The sequence below is a fragment of the Sulfitobacter sp. D7 genome, from assembly GCF_003611275.1.
GTDB lineage: Bacteria > Pseudomonadota > Alphaproteobacteria > Rhodobacterales > Rhodobacteraceae > Sulfitobacter > Sulfitobacter profundi.
In genome coordinates this window covers 3,048,177-3,065,000 of sequence record NZ_CP020694.1, presented here as the reverse complement: position 1 = coordinate 3,065,000, position 16,824 = coordinate 3,048,177, and the positions used below count along the sequence as shown (strand labels likewise).

General features: G+C 57.1%; 10 protein-coding genes and 2 rRNA genes. All 12 read left to right on the top strand.

The genetic code is table 11. The features are described from left to right. Window positions 1–107: 107 nt before the first annotated feature. The 12 genes from B5M07_RS14955 (at window position 108) to B5M07_RS14900 (ending at window position 16,816) form a co-directional block, all read left to right on the top strand. Window positions 108–2,939: ribosomal RNA gene (locus tag B5M07_RS14955) — 23S ribosomal RNA — on the top strand. A 121-nt stretch (window positions 2,940–3,060) separates the two neighbouring features. Continuing rightward, a 5S ribosomal RNA gene (gene rrf / locus B5M07_RS14950) occupies window positions 3,061–3,175 on the top strand. A gap of 192 nt (window positions 3,176–3,367) precedes the next feature. Continuing rightward, the gene (locus tag B5M07_RS14945) at window positions 3,368–3,976 is read left to right on the top strand and encodes a hypothetical protein (RefSeq protein WP_120351875.1); all 609 of its coding nucleotides are present in this window, start codon (window positions 3,368–3,370) and stop codon (window positions 3,974–3,976) included. A 76-nt stretch (window positions 3,977–4,052) separates the two neighbouring features. Further along, a complete protein-coding gene (secE, locus tag B5M07_RS14940) occupies window positions 4,053–4,250 on the top strand; it encodes a preprotein translocase subunit SecE (protein WP_007118815.1) in 198 nt (65 codons plus the stop codon). A 208-nt stretch (window positions 4,251–4,458) separates the two neighbouring features. Beyond that, the gene (gene nusG, locus B5M07_RS14935; RefSeq protein ID WP_007118816.1) at window positions 4,459–4,992 is read left to right on the top strand and encodes a transcription termination/antitermination protein NusG; all 534 of its coding nucleotides are present in this window, start codon (window positions 4,459–4,461) and stop codon (window positions 4,990–4,992) included. A gap of 145 nt (window positions 4,993–5,137) precedes the next feature. Beyond that, window positions 5,138–5,563 (top strand): 50S ribosomal protein L11, encoded by a 426-nt coding sequence (rplK, locus tag B5M07_RS14930; protein WP_007118817.1) that lies wholly within the window; start codon window positions 5,138–5,140, stop codon window positions 5,561–5,563. A gap of 1 nt (window position 5,564) precedes the next feature. After that, window positions 5,565–6,263 (top strand): 50S ribosomal protein L1, encoded by a 699-nt coding sequence (rplA, locus tag B5M07_RS14925; RefSeq protein WP_120351874.1) that lies wholly within the window; start codon window positions 5,565–5,567, stop codon window positions 6,261–6,263. Between the two features lie 273 nt (window positions 6,264–6,536). After that, on the top strand, window positions 6,537–7,052 hold the full coding sequence (gene rplJ, locus B5M07_RS14920; protein WP_007118819.1) for a 50S ribosomal protein L10: 516 nt from the start codon (window positions 6,537–6,539) through the stop codon (window positions 7,050–7,052). A 74-nt stretch (window positions 7,053–7,126) separates the two neighbouring features. Then, on the top strand, window positions 7,127–7,498 hold the full coding sequence (gene rplL, locus B5M07_RS14915; RefSeq protein ID WP_007118820.1) for a 50S ribosomal protein L7/L12: 372 nt from the start codon (window positions 7,127–7,129) through the stop codon (window positions 7,496–7,498). Between the two features lie 245 nt (window positions 7,499–7,743). Next, window positions 7,744–11,880, top strand: coding sequence for a DNA-directed RNA polymerase subunit beta (gene rpoB, locus B5M07_RS14910; RefSeq protein WP_093928958.1), 4,137 nt, complete (start codon window positions 7,744–7,746; stop codon window positions 11,878–11,880). A gap of 95 nt (window positions 11,881–11,975) precedes the next feature. Then, window positions 11,976–16,226, top strand: a complete 4,251-nt coding sequence (gene rpoC / locus B5M07_RS14905; protein WP_067938323.1) for a DNA-directed RNA polymerase subunit beta' — start codon at window positions 11,976–11,978, stop codon at window positions 16,224–16,226. A 185-nt stretch (window positions 16,227–16,411) separates the two neighbouring features. Next, window positions 16,412–16,816, top strand: a complete 405-nt coding sequence (locus B5M07_RS14900; protein WP_067622145.1) for a response regulator — start codon at window positions 16,412–16,414, stop codon at window positions 16,814–16,816. Window positions 16,817–16,824 lie beyond the last annotated feature (8 nt).

The window sequence follows — 16,824 nt, the reverse complement described above, 5'->3', positions numbered from 1 at the left end:
TAGTCTGGGCGGGTAAAAGTATGCTTTTGATACAGGATAAAGAGGATCAGTTTCTTACCAGCTTCTGATCTTCGCGCGAGACGCTAAGTCTTGCTTTTTCTGGATCAAATCAAGCGCGAAAAGGGCGTTTGGTGAATGCCTTGGCAGTAAGAGGCGATGAAAGACGTGATACTCTGCGATAAGCCATGGGGAGCTGAGAATAAGCTTTGATCCATGGATTTCTGAATGGGGCAACCCACCTGATACTTTGTTATTACTGCACTTCGGTGCAGCTAATAACTTGGTAAACCAGGTATTTTTAGGCTGAATATATAGGCTTAAAAAGGCAAACCCGGGGAACTGAAACATCTAAGTACCCGGAGGAAAGGAAATCAATATGATACTCCCCTAGTAGCGGCGAGCGAACGGGGACCAGCCGAGCCATGAGTGTGGTTAGAATGCGTTGGAATGCGCAACCAAAGTGGGTGATAGTCCCGTATAAGAAGCATGATTGGACGTATTAAGTAGGGCGGAACACGTGAAATTCTGTCTGAAGATCGGAGGACCACCTTCGAAGGCTAAGTACTCCTTACTGACCGATAGTGAACCAGTACCGTGAGGGAAAGGTGAAAAGCACCCCGACGAGGGGAGTGAAACAGTACCTGAAACCGAACGCCTACAAACAGTTGGAGGGACCTTGCGTCCTGACAGCGTACCTTTTGTATAATGGGTCATCGACTTGGTCTCACGAGCAAGCTTAAGCCGTTAGGTGTAGGCGTAGCGAAAGCGAGTCTTAATAGGGCGTTGAGTTCGTGGGATCAGACCCGAAACCGAGTGATCTAGGCATGGCCAGGTTGAAGATAAGGTAACACTTATTGGAGGACCGAACCCACATCTGTTGAAAAAGATCGGGATGAGCTGTGCCTAGGGGTGAAAGGCCAATCAAACTCGGAGATAGCTGGTTCTCTGCGAAATCTATTTAGGTAGAGCGTCGACCGAATACCCTCGGGGGTAGAGCACTGGATGGGTAATGGGGCCCCACAGGCTTACTGATCCTAACCAAACTCCGAATACCGAGGAGTACTAGTCGGCAGACACACGGCGAATGCTAACGTCCGTCGTGAAGAGGGAAACAACCCTAACCTCCAGCTAAGGCCCCTAATTCATGGCTAAGTGGGAAAGCAGGTGAGACGACCAAAACAACCAGGAGGTTGGCTTAGAAGCAGCCATCCTTTAAAGATAGCGTAACAGCTCACTGGTCTAAATAAGTTGTCTTGCGGCGAAGATGTAACGGGGCTCAAGCCATGAGCCGAAGCTGAGGATGCATTTATTGCATGGTAGCAGAGCGTAGTGTGACATAGTTCCATGTGTCCTTACCTACTTAGGTAGGATTGGACACAAGGAGCTTTCTGTGAAGCTGGCGCGTGAGCGATCCGGTGGAGAGATCACTAGTGAGAATGATGACATGAGTAGCGACAAAGAGTGTGAGAGACACTCTCGCCGAAAGTCCAAGGGTTCCTGCTTAAAGCTAATCTGAGCAGGGTAAGCCGACCCCTAAGGCGAGGCCGAAAGGCGTAGTCGATGGGAACCAGGTTAATATTCCTGGGCCAGATGGAAGTGACGGATCTCGAGGGTAGTTCATCCTTATCGGATTGAATGGGCTGCTTAGAGGTCCCTGGAAATAGCTCCATCGCTAGATCGTACCCTAAACCGACACAGGTGGACAGGTAGAGAATACCAAGGCGCTTGAGAGAACTATGTTGAAGGAACTCGGCAAAATACCTCCGTAAGTTCGCGAGAAGGAGGCCCGGTTTCTAGGCAACTAGAGGCTGGGGGCACAAACCAGGGGGTGGCGACTGTTTATTAAAAACACAGGGCTCTGCGAAGTCGCAAGACGACGTATAGGGTCTGACGCCTGCCCGGTGCCTGAAGGTTAAAAGGAGGGGTGAGAGCTCTGAATTGAAGCCCAGGTAAACGGCGGCCGTAACTATAACGGTCCTAAGGTAGCGAAATTCCTTGTCGGGTAAGTTCCGACCTGCACGAATGGCGTAACGACTTCCCCGCTGTCTCCAACATAGACTCAGCGAAATTGAATTACCGGTCAAGATGCCGGTTACCCGCGGTTAGACGGAAAGACCCCGTGCACCTTTACTACAGCTTCACACTGGCATTAGGCCGAACATGTGCAGGATAGGTGGTGGGCTTTGAAACCGAGACGCCAGTCTCGGTGGAGCCTCCCTTGAGATACCACCCTTGTTCTGCTTGATGTCTAACCGCGGACCGTTATCCGGTTCCGGGACCCTGTGTGGCGGGTAGTTTGACTGGGGCGGTCGCCTCCTAAATCGTAACGGAGGCGCGCGAAGGTTGGCTCAGAGCGGTCGGAAATCGCTCGTTGAGTGCAATGGCAGAAGCCAGCCTGACTGCGAGACTGACAAGTCGAGCAGAGTCGAAAGACGGCCATAGTGATCCGGTGGTCCCAAGTGGGAGGGCCATCGCTCAACGGATAAAAGGTACGCCGGGGATAACAGGCTGATACTGCCCAAGAGTCCATATCGACGGCAGTGTTTGGCACCTCGATGTCGGCTCATCTCATCCTGGGGCTGGAGCAGGTCCCAAGGGTACGGCTGTTCGCCGTTTAAAGAGGTACGTGAGCTGGGTTTAGAACGTCGTGAGACAGTTCGGTCCCTATCTTCCGTGGGTGTAGGATACTTGAGAGGAGTTGCCCCTAGTACGAGAGGACCGGGGTGAACGATCCACTGGTGGACCAGTTGTTATGCCAATAGCAGTGCTGGGTAGCTATGATCGGACAGGATAACCGCTGAAGGCATCTAAGCGGGAAGCCCCCCTCAAAACAAGGTATCCCTGAGAGCCGAGGTAGACCACCTCGTCGATAGGCCAGAGATGTAAGCGTGGTAACACGTTCAGTTGACTGGTACTAATTGCTCGATAGGCTTGATTTGATCCAGTAGAAGCAAGACTTCAACTTATCAATCAAAAGCATACACATACAATCAGTTGTACATGACTTGGAACACGCTCTGCGTCGCAACGCGCAGAGCGCTTTATCAGGAGTTTATTTGGTTTGGTGATCATAGCGCGAGCAAAACACCTGGTCCCATCCCGAACCCAGCCGTTAAGTGCCGTAGCGCCGATGGTACTGCGTCTTAAGACGTGGGAGAGTAGGTCATCGCCAAACCTAATAAGTTCCTGATAAAACAGTATCTCTCGACGATGAGAAAAATAACAAAACCGCCGCAGCTATAAAGCTGCGGCGGTTTTGTCTTTGGGGGGGGCAAAACCACTATGCCTAAGAACTGTCCATTTTCCGCCCTGCAGGGGGCGCAATAGATCGGTAACTCTTTCGCAACTGTCTAAAGAGATCGATAAGATGACCCCCACAGATAAGGTTGCCCCTTCGTCAGCATCTGAATTGGACCCCACCGCGCTGTCTGCGATCCGAAACGTGATGGCGGAGGGGCATGCGGGCACCGGGATGGACACACCGGAGCCCACCGCCAAACATCGGCAGTCCGGACGCAATGCCTTTCCCGAGCTGCCGGAGCCGGAGGTTGCCAAAGCCAAATCCGAAAAACGTTTGCCGCTCAAGATACCTAAGAAACGGCCGTCGCCTCGGGCGGTGATGCTGAGCCTGCTTGCGCTCGCTGTGATTCTGCGGCCTTGGTTAGTACTGGGCGTGGTTTTCATCGCGGTGTTTGTCACGCTGGGGGTCTTTCTCGCCCTTGGTTATGACGGGTTTTGGGGGCGGGCATTGACGCTTGGGCGCTGGTATGCCGCGCGGCGGCCGGACCGGGCGGCGGCGCTTCATGCACGTTTGGATGCTTTCGCGATGAAATGGGATGCGGTGCTTGATCGCTTTCCCGAAGGGACGGTCGACGGGCTTTATCTGCCGGACTTTGGCGAAATGGCAGCGGCTGACACCCGCCATGATGAGGCCCTCGATCGCCGGTTTGACAGTCTGCGCAACTCCGAAGCCTAGGCCGGACGCGATGGTGTCTTGAAACTAGGGGGCGGACCCGTTACATCCGCCCAATCGGGCAACAAGGAAAGATGTCATGGCCACCACCAATCCGCTTCAGTTCATCCAGCAGGTTCGTACCGAAGTTGCCAAGGTTGTTTGGCCGACCAAGCGCGAAGTGATGCTGACCACTGTGATGGTCTTTATCCTTGCCGCGCTGACGGCGGTTTTCTTTGCGATCGTAGATATCCTGATCCGCGGCGGTCTACAGCAGATCCTTGGGATGTTCGGCTAAGCATCGCCCGCTCGGGTGAATTTATCTTTACACCCTTGAAACCTGCGTCTGCGCGGGCTATTGCGCAGACCTGACCTGAAAAGGGGCGTGCGGCGATTCGAGTTGCGCGCCGATTTTTTGTTCAGATGTTGCGGGGCCGAGGCTCCGTGTGATTGACGAATTTACATGCCGGGGCAGCCCGCATGGCAAGACAGGGACCAGAGTTCAGATGGCAAAACGGTGGTATTCGGTCAGTGTCCTGTCGAACTTCGAAAAGAAGATCGCCGAGCAGATCCGCGCGTCCGTGGCCGAGCAGGAACTTGAAGACCAGATTGACGAAGTGCTGGTGCCCACCGAAGAGGTGATCGAGGTCCGGCGCGGCAAGAAGGTGACCACCGAGCGTCGCTTCATGCCCGGCTATGTGCTGGTGCATATGGAAATGTCCGACGCGGGCTATCACCTGATCAACTCGATCAACCGCGTCACCGGTTTCTTGGGCCCGCAAGGCCGCCCGATGCCGATGCGCGATGCCGAGGTTCAGGCGATCTTGGGTCGCGTGCAGGAAGGCGAAGAAGCTCCACGCACGCTGATCCACTTCGAGATCGGCGAAAAGGTCAAGGTTGCCGACGGTCCGTTCGAAGACTTCGACGGCATGATCGAAGAGGTCGACGAGGACAACCAGCGCCTCAAGGTATCGGTCTCGATCTTTGGCCGGGAAACCCCGGTCGAATTGGAATTCACTCAGGTCAACAAGCAGATCTGAGCGTGAGGCGGGGTTCGCCCCGCCATCCCGGCGCCTGAGGGCGTCGGTCATTGTGGGAGGCAAGGGCGCCGCGGCGCCCAACCCGGACCACGCAACGAAGATCCCGCGGGGCGCGCCCCAAGGGTGTTGAAAGGAGAATGGTCAGATGGCCAAGAAACTCGTCGGTACGATGAAGTTGCAAGTTAAAGCGGGTCAAGCAAACCCGTCCCCGCCCGTTGGTCCGGCTCTCGGTCAGCGCGGCATCAACATCATGGAATTCTGCAAGGCGTTCAACGCCAAGACCGCAGACCTGGAGCCGGGCGCACCGTGCCCCACCGTGATCAGCTACTATCAGGACAAGTCCTTCACCATGGACATCAAGACGCCCCCGGCGTCCTACTACCTGAAAAAAGCTGCCAAGGTGAATTCCGGCGCGAAAACGCCGAGCCGTGAAACCGTCGGCACCGTGACCACCAAGCAGCTGCGCGAGATCGCAGAAGCAAAAGCCGCCGACCTGTCCGCGAACGACGTGGAAGCGGCGATGAAGATCATTCTGGGCTCTGCCCGGTCCATGGGCATCGAGGTGAAGTAAGATGGCAAAACTTGGAAAACGCACCCGCGCCGCCCGTGAAGCCTTTGCTGGTAAAGAAGAGATCACCGTTGAAGAAGCGGTAAGCCTCATCAAAGCAAGCGCAAACGCAAAGTTTGACGAAACCATCGAGATCGCGATGAACCTCGGTGTTGACCCACGCCACGCAGACCAGATGGTCCGCGGTGTTGTCGGCCTGCCCAACGGCACCGGCAAAACCATGCGCGTTGCTGTCTTCGCCCGTGGCGCGAAAGCTGAAGAAGCCGAAAAGGCTGGCGCAGATATCGTTGGTGCAGAAGACCTGATGGAAACCGTGCAGTCCGGCAAGATCGACTTTGATCGTTGCATCGCGACACCCGACATGATGCCGATCGTTGGCCGTCTGGGTAAAGTGCTTGGCCCCCGTAACCTGATGCCGAACCCCAAGGTTGGCACCGTGACCATGGATGTCGCCGACGCCGTGAAAGCGGCCAAGGGCGGTGAAGTTCAGTTCAAAGCCGAAAAGGGCGGTGTCGTCCACGCAGGCGTTGGCAAACTGTCCTTCGACGAAGCCAAGCTGGCCGAAAACATCCGTGCTTTTGTTGGCGCGGTGTCCAAAGCCAAGCCTGCCGGTGCCAAAGGCACATATATGAAAAAGATCAACCTGAGCTCCACAATGGGCCCGGGCGTGTCGGTCGCTGTCGAGAACGCAACCGCCGAGTGATCCAGTGGGGTGGGGGCCAGCCTCCCACCTTACGACCCGAGATTTGGCGGCTTCGGCCGTCAGATACGCAAGGACCAAAAGATCGGTCCGCGCGTCTGTCCGAGACGGAGGGTTTGGGCCTTGGCCTGAATAATTCCTTCCTGAGATGGGAAACCGGAAAAATTCTGCCCTCGGGCGGTTTTGGCCGGGACCCTGACATTGGACCCGAATGGGATGCAAAAGATCGCATCCTGAACTGAGCCGGGGGGCAACCCCCAAATTTGGAGTGAAACTGTGGATAGAGCACAAAAAGAACAGCTGGTCGACGAACTCGGCCAGATCTTTGAAAGCTCTGGCGTCGTTGTGGTTAGCCACTACGTCGGTTTGACAGTTGCCGAAATGCAGGACCTTCGGGCGCGCGCACGCGCTGCCGGTGGGGCCGTGCGTGTTGCCAAAAACAGGCTCGCCAAGATCGCCCTTGAGGGCAAGCCATGCGAAAGCATCGCTGACCTTCTGACGGGTATGACCGTTCTGACCTATTCTGAGGATCCTGTGGCTGCGGCCAAGGTTGCTCAGGAATTCTCCAAGGAAAACCCAAAGCTGGTGATCCTTGGTGGTTCCATGGGTGAGAACGCGTTGGACGCCGCTGGTGTCGAAGCCGTGTCGAAAATGCCTTCGCGGGAGGAGCTTATCTCCACCATCGCGGGCATGCTCGGCGCACCTGCTTCGAACATCGCCGGGGCCATTGGCGCACCTGCAAGCAACATCGCATCCATCTTGTCCACGATCGAGGACAAGGCGGCTGCGTAAGGCATATCGTCAAGCCGGCGCTCGGGTTGAACACGCGCGTTGGAACACACATATCGTAACGGAAAGAGCTAAACATGGCTGATCTGAAAAAACTGGCAGAAGACATCGTTGGTCTGACTCTGCTTGAAGCACAAGAACTGAAAACCATCCTCAAAGACGAGTACGGCATCGAGCCCGCCGCTGGCGGCGCAGTGATGATGGCTGGTCCTGCTGATGGCGGCGCTGCCGAAGAAGAAAAGACCGAATTCGACGTCGTTCTGAAGAACGCCGGCGCATCCAAGATCAACGTGATCAAGGAAGTCCGCGGCATCACAGGTCTCGGCCTGAAAGAAGCCAAAGACCTGGTCGAAGCCGGTGGCAAGATCAAAGAAGGCGTCGACAAAGCCGAAGCCGAAGAGATCAAAGGCAAGCTGGAAGCAGCTGGCGCCGAAGTCGAGCTGGCCTAAGCCAGAGGTGCGCGGCAACGTGCACCACGCATGAACAAGGGCTGGACGGGAGTTTTCCTGTCCAGCCTGACCTGTTTTGACGAATGTTCCGTCCGGCGGAGTATTTCTCTGGAGAGGTCCATGGTCGGAAGGGATGCAGTGGGACGCATTCCAAGAATTGACCCGGATTTTCCGCTCTTATGGGCGCGCACCACGGCCCCGGTGGTTGATGCGCTCGGCAAGAGACACGAAAGGTGACACGACACATGGCACAATCCTTCCTTGGCCAGAAACGTCTGCGTAAATATTACGGCAAAATCCGCGAAGTGCTGGAGATGCCGAACCTCATCGAGGTTCAGAAATCCTCTTACGATCTGTTCTTGAATTCCGGCGACGCCGAGACCCCCACCGATGGTGAAGGTATCACAGGTGTTTTCCAGTCGGTTTTCCCGATCAAAGATTTCAATGAGACCTCCGTGCTTGAATACGTCAAGTACGAGCTGGAAAAACCGAAATACGATGTTGAGGAATGTCAGCAGCGTGACATGACCTACAGCGCGCCACTCAAGGTGACGCTGCGCCTCATCGTGTTTGATGTAGACGAAGACACCGGCGCCAAGTCGGTCAAAGACATCAAAGAACAAGACGTGTTCATGGGCGACATGCCCCTGATGACGCCGAACGGCACTTTCGTCGTGAACGGCACCGAGCGTGTGATCGTATCCCAGATGCACCGCTCCCCGGGCGTGTTCTTTGACCACGACAAGGGCAAAACCCACTCTTCGGGTAAGCTCCTCTTCGCTTGCCGCATCATCCCCTACCGCGGTTCCTGGCTGGACTTTGAATTCGACGCCAAAGACATCGTCTTTGCCCGGATCGACCGCCGCCGCAAACTGCCTGTGACGACCTTGCTCTATGCCCTCGGGCTGGACCAAGAGGCGATCATGAACGCCTACTACAAGACGGTCACCTACACGCTTGAGAAGAACAAGGGCTGGGTTGCACCCTTCTTCCCCGACCGCGTGCGCGGCACCCGTCCGACCTATGATCTGGTGGATGCAGCGACAGGTGAAATCCTGTTCGAAGCGACCAAAAAGGTCACGCCTCGCGCCGTCAAAAAGCTGCTCGACGAAGGCAAGGTCAAAGACCTGCTGCTGCCTTTCGATCACATCGTTGGCAAGTTCGTCGCGCGTGACATCATCAACGAAGAAACCGGTGCGATCTACGTCGAAGCCGGTGACGAGTTGACGCTGGAATACGACAAAGACGGCACCCTGATCGGCGGCACCGCGAAGGAGCTGATCGACGCGGGCATCACCGAGATTCCGTTGTTGGACATCGACAACGTCAACGTCGGCCCCTACATGCGCAACACCATGGCGATGGACAAGAACATGAACCGCGACACCGCGCTCATGGACATCTACCGCGTCATGCGCCCGGGCGAGCCGCCCACCGTTGAGGCCGCGTCTGCGCTCTTTGACACGTTGTTCTTTGATAGCGAACGCTATGACCTCTCGGCTGTTGGCCGCGTGAAAATGAACATGCGTTTGGCGCTTGATAAGCCCGACACACAGCGCACGCTGGACCGTGACGACATTGTCGCTTGTATCAAAGCGCTGGTTGACCTGCGCGATGGCCGTGGCGACATCGACGACATTGACCACCTCGGCAACCGTCGTGTGCGTTCCGTCGGCGAACTAATGGAAAACCAGTACCGCGTCGGCCTGCTGCGCATGGAGCGTGCGATCAAAGAGCGGATGTCCTCCGTCGAGATCGACACGGTGATGCCGCAAGACCTGATCAACGCTAAGCCAGCCGCGGCTGCGGTGCGTGAATTCTTCGGCTCGTCGCAGCTGTCGCAGTTTATGGACCAAACCAACCCGCTGTCCGAAGTGACGCACAAGCGTCGCCTCTCGGCGCTTGGGCCTGGCGGTTTGACACGTGAGCGTGCGGGCTTTGAAGTGCGCGACGTTCACCCGACCCACTATGGTCGGATGTGCCCGATTGAAACGCCGGAAGGGCCGAACATTGGTCTGATCAACTCGCTGGCCACTTTTGCCCGCGTGAACAAATACGGCTTCATCGAAACGCCTTACCGCGTGGTCAAGGACAGCACCGTCACCGACGAAGTGCACTACATGTCCGCAACCGAGGAAATGCGCCACACCGTGGCTCAGGCGAACGCCAACCTCGACGAGAACATGAAGTTCGTCAACGAACTGGTCTCGACCCGTCAGTCCGGTGACTACACGTTGGCCCCGACGGAAAACGTGGACCTAATCGACGTTTCGCCCAAGCAGTTGGTCTCGGTCGCTGCTTCGTTGATCCCGTTCCTCGAAAACGACGACGCCAACCGCGCTCTCATGGGCTCGAACATGCAACGTCAGGCGGTTCCGCTTCTGCAAGCTGAGGCGCCGCTCGTCGGCACCGGCATCGAAGAAGTTGTGGCACGCGATTCCGGGGCGGCCTACACGGCACGCCGCGCGGGTATCATCGACCAAGTCGATGCTTCCCGTATCGTGATCCGGGCCACCGAAGACCTTGAGCTGGGCGACGCGGGTGTGGACATCTACCGCATGCGCAAATTCCAGCGCTCGAACCAGAACACCTGCATCAACCAGCGCCCGCTGGTGAAAGTGGGCGAGAAGGTCACGAAAGGTCAGGTCATCGCAGATGGCCCGTCGACCGATATGGGGGAACTGGCGCTCGGCAAGAACGTCGTCGTCGCCTTCATGCCGTGGAATGGCTACAACTACGAAGACTCCATCCTGATCTCCGAGCGGATTTCCCGTGATGACGTCTTCACCTCGATCCACATCGAGGAATTCGAAGTCGCCGCGCGTGACACGAAGCTTGGGCCAGAAGAAATCACCCGCGACATTCCCAACGTCGGCGAGGAAGCTCTGCGCAACCTCGACGAAGCCGGTATCGTGTACATCGGTGCGGACGTAGAGCCGGGCGACATCCTTGTGGGTAAGATCACCCCGAAGGGCGAAAGCCCGATGACGCCGGAAGAAAAGCTTCTGCGCGCCATTTTCGGTGAGAAAGCCTCTGACGTGCGCGACACCTCGTTGCGTGTGAAGCCAGGCGATTTCGGCACCGTTGTCGAAGTGCGCGTCTTCAACCGTCACGGTGTCGAGAAAGACGAGCGTGCGCTGCAGATCGAGCGTGAGGAAGTCGAACGTCTGGCCCGTGACCGGGACGACGAGCTGGCGATCCTCGACCGCAACATCTACGCGCGTCTCAAGGACATGATCCTTGGCAAAATCGCCGTCAAAGGCCCGAAAGGCGTGAAGGCGAACAGCCAGATCACCGAGGAACTGCTGGAAACTCTGACCCGTGGTCAGTGGTGGCAGCTGGCCCTTGAGGACGAGGATGACGCGAAGATCGTCGAAGCCCTGAACGAGCAGTACGAGATCCAGAAACGGACCTTGGATGCACGTTTCGAGGATAAGGTCGAGAAAGTACGTCGTGGTGACGATCTGCCCCCGGGTGTGATGAAGATGGTCAAAGTGTTCGTGGCGGTGAAGCGTAAGCTGCAGCCGGGCGACAAGATGGCCGGTCGTCACGGGAACAAGGGTGTGATCTCGAAAGTGGTGCCAATGGAGGACATGCCGTTCCTCGCCGATGGTACCCCGGTCGACTTCTGCCTTAACCCTCTGGGTGTTCCTAGCCGGATGAACGTCGGTCAGATTCTTGAGACACACATGGGCTGGGCCGCACGCGGTCTGGGCATCAACATCGACGAGGCGCTGCAAGAGTATAAGCGTTCCGGCGATCTGACACCTGTGCGTGAAGCAATGCAGCTGGCTTATGGCGATGATGTCTACGAAGAGGGCATCACCGGCATGGACGAGGACACGCTTCTTGAAGTGGCCGACAACGTGCGCCGCGGCGTGCCAATTGCCACGCCGGTCTTTGACGGTGCCAAGGAAGCGGACGTGAACGACAGCCTCAAGCGTGCTGGGTTCGACACCTCCGGTCAGTCGGTGCTGTTCGATGGTCGTACAGGTGAGCAGTTTGCCCGCCCCGTGACTGTCGGCGTCAAGTACCTGCTCAAGCTGCACCACCTGGTGGACGACAAAATCCACGCACGTTCGACAGGGCCGTACTCCCTCGTCACACAGCAGCCGCTGGGTGGTAAGGCACAGTTCGGTGGCCAGCGCTTTGGTGAGATGGAAGTCTGGGCTCTTGAAGCTTACGGCGCCGCTTACACATTGCAGGAAATGCTGACCGTCAAGTCGGACGACGTCGCGGGCCGGACCAAGGTCTATGAAAGCATCGTCAAGGGCGAGGATAACTTCGAAGCGGGCATTCCAGAGAGCTTTAACGTTCTCGTCAAGGAAGTGCGCGGCCTCGGCCTGAATATGGAACTCCTGGATGCGGAGGAGGATGAGTGACGCGGTAAACGGGATTTTTTAAGAATCCCGGCCCGTTTTCTTCAAAAGAAAACGGGTCCGGTCCCTCCCAACGCACCCCTTTCAAGGATTTGAAAATGAACCAGGAACTGACAAACAACCCGTTCAACCCGCTGACGCCGCAAAAAGCGTTTGACGAAATCAAGGTCTCTTTGGCCTCGCCCGAGCGGATCCTCAGCTGGTCCTTCGGTGAGATCAAAAAGCCGGAAACCATCAACTACCGGACGTTCAAGCCCGAGCGTGACGGCCTGTTCTGCGCGCGTATCTTTGGCCCGATCAAAGACTACGAATGCCTTTGCGGCAAATATAAGCGGATGAAGTATCGCGGCGTTGTCTGCGAGAAATGTGGTGTCGAAGTCACGCTGCAAAAGGTCCGCCGTGAGCGTATGGGCCACATCGAACTGGCGTCGCCAGTCGCGCACATCTGGTTCCTCAAGTCGCTGCCCTCGCGCATCGGCCTGATGCTGGACATGACACTGCGTGATCTGGAACGTGTTCTCTACTTCGAGAACTACGTGGTGATCGAGCCGGGCCTTACCGATCTTCAATACGGTCAGATGATGACCGAAGAAGAATACATGGACGCCCAAGACGCCTATGGCATGGACGCTTTCACCGCCAACATCGGTGCCGAAGCGATCCGCGAAATGCTGGCCGCCATCGATCTGGAAGCCGAAGCCGAGACCCTGCGCGCCGATCTGAAAGAGGCGACAGGCGAGCTGAAGCCTAAGAAGATCATCAAGCGTCTGAAAGTGGTTGAGTCCTTCCTCGAGTCGGGCAACCGTCCTGAGTGGATGGTCATGACCGTGATCCCGGTGATCCCGCCAGAACTGCGCCCGCTGGTGCCGCTGGATGGTGGCCGCTTCGCGACCTCCGACCTCAACGACCTGTACCGCCGCGTGATCAACCGGAACAACCGTCTGAAGCGTCTGATCGAGCTGCGCGCGCCTGACATCATCGTCCGCAACGAAAAGCGGATGCTGCAGGAATCCGTCGACGCTCTGTTCGACAACGGCCGCCGTGGTCGCGTCATCACCGGTGCCAACAAGCGCCCGCTGAAGTCGCTCTCGGACATGCTGAAAGGCAAGCAGGGTCGCTTCCGTCAGAACCTTTTGGGTAAGCGCGTCGACTTCTCGGGCCGTTCGGTCATTGTGACCGGTCCTGAGTTGAAGCTGCACCAATGTGGTCTGCCCAAGAAGATGGCCTTGGAGCTGTTCAAGCCGTTCATCTACTCGCGTCTGGAGGCCAAAGGTCTGTCCTCCACCGTGAAACAGGCGAAGAAACTGGTCGAAAAAGAGCGTCCCGAAGTTTGGGACATCCTTGATGAGGTGATCCGTGAACACCCCGTCATGCTCAACCGCGCGCCGACGCTTCACCGTCTTGGCATTCAGGCGTTCGAGCCCGTGTTGATCGAAGGTAAAGCGATCCAGCTTCACCCGCTGGTCTGCTCGGCCTTTAACGCTGACTTCGACGGTGACCAGATGGCCGTTCACGTGCCGCTCTCGCTGGAAGCCCAGTTGGAAGCGCGTGTTCTGATGATGTCCACGAACAACGTTCTGTCGCCTGCAAACGGCGCCCCGATCATCGTGCCATCGCAGGATATGATCTTGGGTCTCTACTACACGACCCTTGAGCGTAAAGGCATGGTTGGCGAAGGCATGGTCTTTGGTTCGGTTGATGAGGTGCAGCACGCCCTCGACGCCGGTGCGGTTCACCTGCACACCAAGATTAAAGCCCGGATCAAACAGATCGACGCCGAAGGCAACGAAGTGATGATGCGCTTTGACACGACCCCCGGTCGTGTACGTCTTGGCGCCTTGCTGCCGCTGAACGCCAAAGCACCGTTTGATCTGGTCAACCGTCTGCTGCGGAAGAAAGAAGTGCAGCAGGTCATCGACACCGTCTACCGTTATTGCGGTCAGAAAGAGTCGGTCATCTTCTGTGACCAGATCATGACGATGGGTTTCCGCGAAGCTTTCAAAGCGGGCATCTCCTTCGGCAAAGACGACATGCTGATCCCAGACTCCAAATGGCCGCTGGTTGAAGAGACCCGCGAGCAGGTGAAGGACTTTGAACAGCAGTACATGGACGGCCTGATCACTCAGGGCGAAAAGTACAACAAAGTCGTCGATGCATGGTCGAAGTGTAACGACAAGGTCACGGACGCGATGATGGGCTCCATCTCGGCCACCACGTACCACGAGAATGGTTCCGAAAAAGAGCCGAACTCGGTCTACATGATGGCCCACTCCGGTGCCCGTGGCTCGGTCACGCAGATGAAACAGCTGGGCGGGATGCGCGGCCTGATGGCGAAGCCGAATGGCGACATCATCGAGACGCCGATCATCTCGAACTTTAAAGAAGGTCTGACCGTTCTTGAGTACTTCAACTCGACCCACGGTGCGCGGAAAGGTCTGTCGGATACTGCTTTGAAAACAGCGAACTCCGGCTACCTGACACGCCGTCTGGTGGACGTGGCGCAAGACTGCATCGTGCGTCAGCATGACTGTGGTACTGAGACTGCGATTACGGCTGAAGCAGCGGTTAACGACGGTGAGGTTGTCTCCTCGCTGGCCGAGCGTTTGCTGGGCCGTGTTGCGGCGGATGATATTCTGGTGCCCGGCACCGAGGATGTTCTGGTGCCCGCAGGCTCGTTGATCGACGAGCGCATGTCGGATGCCATCGACGAAGCCGGGGTGCAGTCCGCACGGATCCGCAGCCCACTTACCTGTGATGCCGAAGAGGGTGTCTGCGCCATGTGCTATGGCCGTGACCTTGCACGCGGTACGCTGGTTAACCAAGGTGAGGCTGTCGGCATCATCGCGGCCCAGTCGATTGGTGAACCCGGTACTCAGCTGACGATGCGGACCTTCCACATCGGCGGCGTTGCTCAGGGTGGTCAGCAGTCCTTCCTCGAGGCCAGCCAGTCCGGCAAAATCGTGTTCGACAATGCGCAGACGCTTGAAAACAGCGCCGGTGAAATGCTCGTCATGGGCCGGAACATGAAACTGTCGATCGTCGATGAGAACGGCGATGAGCGCGCCAGCCACAAGATCGGCTACGGCACCAAGCTTCACGTCAAGGAAGGCGACAGCGTGGCACGCGGCGACAAGCTGTTCGAATGGGATCCCTACACCCTGCCGATCATCGCCGAAAAACCTGGTATGACCAAATACGTCGACCTTGTTTCGGGCATCGCGGTCAAAGAAGACACCGACGAAGCAACCGGCATGACTCAGAAGATCGTGATCGACTGGCGCGCGGCCCCCAAGGGCAACGAGCTTAAGCCCGAGATCATCTTGGTGGGTGAAGATGGCGAACCGGTCCGCAACGATGCGGGCAACCCGGTTACCTATCCGATGTCGGTGGATGCGGTTCTGTCCGTTGAGGACCAGACCGAGGTTCAGGCCGGTGACATCATCGCGCGTATCCCGCGTGAAGGTGCCAAGACCAAGGACATTACCGGTGGTCTGCCGCGTGTTGCCGAACTCTTTGAGGCACGTCGCCCCAAAGACCACGCCATCATCGCGGAAATCGACGGCTATGTGCGCTTCGGCAAGGACTACAAGAACAAGCGCCGCATCGCGATCGAAAGCTCGGATGATCCGGACGTGAAGGTTGAATACATGGTACCCAAGGGGAAACACATCCCCGTTGCCGAAGGCGACTTCGTGCAGAAGGGTGACTACATCATGGACGGCAACCCCGCGCCGCACGACATTCTGGCGATCATGGGCGTCGAAGCTCTGGCTGAATACATGATTGACGAAGTGCAGGACGTTTACCGCCTGCAGGGTGTGAAGATTAACGACAAACACATCGAAGTCATCGTGCGTCAAATGCTGCAGAAGTGGGAAATCCAGGAAAGCGGCGACACCACGCTGCTCAAGGGTGAACACGTCGACAAGCAGGAATTCGATCAGGCCAACGAAAAGGCCCTGTCGAAGGGTGGCCGTCCTGCCAAGGGCGAACCGATCCTGCTGGGCATCACCAAGGCGTCGCTGCAGACCCGCAGCTTCATCTCTGCCGCGTCCTTCCAGGAAACAACGCGCGTGCTGACCGAAGCTTCGGTTCAGGGCAAGCGGGACAAACTGGTCGGTCTGAAAGAGAACGTCATCGTGGGCCGTCTGATCCCGGCGGGCACTGGTGGGGCGACCCAGCAGATGCGCAAAGTGGCGACAGACCGCGACAACGTCGTGATCGAAGCGCGCCGCGAAGAGGCCGAAGCCGCCGCCGCACTGGCAGCACCTGCGGCCTCTGCGGATGACGACATCGTTGGTGGTGATGTATTCAACACGCCGGTCGGCGACGACGAGAGCCGCGATTGATCGCCGCTCTGACCTGACAATCAAAAGCCCCCGCAGTGAAAGCTGCGGGGGCTTTTTAATGCGCGGTGCCGCAGCATTGATTGCACATTGCCAGCGAGATGGCCGGGAATTTGCCGCCGTAGCCTTACATCCGCCACATAGTCGCAATAGGTTTGCGAAAGCTTAACCGTCGTAAGGTTCTTCAGATGACGTCTCGCATTCTACATATCGACGATGATCCGATCATTCTGGAATTGGTAAAGATGATCTTTTCCGACGACAGATCGCTGACCTTTGTCTCTTGCCTGAACGCCCGCGATGCGCTGGCGGTGGTGAATGACCTGAAGCCCGATTTGATCATCAGTGATATCTCCATGCCCGATATGGGCGGTTTGGAATTGGCGCACCGCTTTGGCGAAAACCCCGCCATCGCCGGAACGCCTATTATCTTCCTCAGCGGCCGCACCCGCGATCTTGAGGTTTATGACGCCTTTCGCAATCTGGCCGCGACGGTGATGCAAAAGCCTGTCGAGCCGGGGTTGCTGCGCAGCACGGTTCGGAACCTGTTGGCCAGTCAGCAACAGCCGGTGGCGCAGGCGTCCAACCAGTAAGGCCGGGC